The organism is Thioalkalivibrio sp. ALR17-21 (assembly GCF_000420185.1).
In the GTDB taxonomy this organism is placed as follows: Bacteria; Pseudomonadota; Gammaproteobacteria; order Ectothiorhodospirales; family Ectothiorhodospiraceae; genus Thioalkalivibrio; species Thioalkalivibrio halophilus.
On sequence record NZ_ATUL01000060.1, the window covers coordinates 1 to 1,428 of the forward strand.

Sequence of the window (1,428 nt, forward strand, 5' to 3'; positions counted from 1 at the left end):
GGGCCCGATCGGCCAGGGGGCTGGCCTCCCACGGTGTAGGAGCGCAGCCCTCTGCGCGATGGGCGTGTCCAGGGCCCGATCGGCCAGGGGGCTGGCCTCCTACGGGGGGTGGCCGATCGGCGGGTCGGGAAATCAAGAAGATCAGGAAGGATGACGGAATGAAGATTGCGGTGGCCGGAACCGGTTATGTGGGCCTGTCGAATGCCGTGCTGCTGGCGCAGCACCACGAGGTGGTGGCGCTGGACGTGGTGCCGGAGAAGGTCGAGAAGATCAACCGGGGCGAATCGCCGATCATCGATGCCGAGATCGAGGAGTTCCTGGGCAACGGCTCCCTGAACCTGACCGCGACCCTGGATCCGCAGCAGGCGTACCAGGGCGCGGAGTTCATCATCATCGCCACGCCCACCGACTACGACCCGCAGACCAACTACTTCAATACCCGCTCGGTCGAATCCGTCATCCGCGACGTGCTGGCCATCAACCCGCACGCCACCATGGTGATCAAGTCCACCGTGCCCGTGGGCTACACGCGCGAGATCAAGGCGCAGATGGAGACCGACAACGTCGTGTTCTCGCCCGAGTTCCTGCGCGAGGGCCGGGCGCTGTACGACAACCTGCACCCGTCGCGGATCATCGTCGGTGAACAGTCCGATCGCGCCGAAACCTTTGCCAACCTGCTGGCCGAAGGCGCCGTGGACGACGACATCCCCATGCTGTTCACCAACTCCACCGAGGCCGAGGCGATCAAGCTGTTCGCCAACACCTACCTTGCCATGCGCGTGGCGTATTTCAACGAGCTGGACACCTACGCCGAGACCCACGGCCTGGATACCCGGCAGATCATCGACGGCGTGTGCCTGGACCCGCGCATTGGCAGCCACTACAACAACCCGTCGTTCGGCTACGGCGGCTACTGCCTGCCCAAGGACACCAAGCAGCTGCTGGCCAACTACGACGAGATCCCCAATAACATCGTCAAGGCCATCGTCGACGCCAACCGCACGCGCAAGGACTTCGTGGCCGATGCCGTGATCGCCCGCGATCCGAAGGTGGTCGGCATCTACCGCCTGGTGATGAAGAGCGGGTCCGACAACTTCCGCGCCTCCGCCATCCAGGGCGTGATGAAGCGCATCAAGGCCAAGGGCATCGAGGTGATCGTGTACGAGCCCGAGCTCCCGGACGACGAGTTCTACCGTTCCCGCGTCATCCGCGACCTCGAACAGTTCAAGCGCGAGGCGGACGTGATCGTCGCCAACCGCATCACCGACGACATCCGCGACCAGGCCGACAAGATCTACACCCGCGACCTCTTCAACAACGATTAACGCTCCGTAGGAGGCCAGCCCCCTGGCCGATCGGGCCTGTCCAGACCCCAATCGGCCGGAGGGCCGGCCTCCTACGGGGTGCCGGGTTGCCGCAGGAGGCCAG

At 64.8% G+C, this 1,428-nt stretch carries 1 protein-coding gene; it reads left to right on the forward strand.

Going from position 1 to position 1,428, the window contains the following annotated elements:
* The first annotated feature begins 158 nt into the window (after window positions 1-158).
* Window positions 159-1,325 carry a nucleotide sugar dehydrogenase gene (locus tag G020_RS0114530; protein WP_024330098.1) on the forward strand — a complete coding sequence of 389 codons (1,167 nt, stop codon included), beginning with the start codon at window positions 159-161 and terminating at the stop codon, window positions 1,323-1,325.
* Window positions 1,326-1,428: the final 103 nt, after the last annotated feature.

Bases quoted from the DNA above. Each gene is read 5' to 3' on its own strand.
- G020_RS0114530 (WP_024330098.1), top strand. From the start codon at position 159: ATGAAGATTGCGGTGGCCGGAACCGGTTATGTGGGCCTGTCGAATGCC.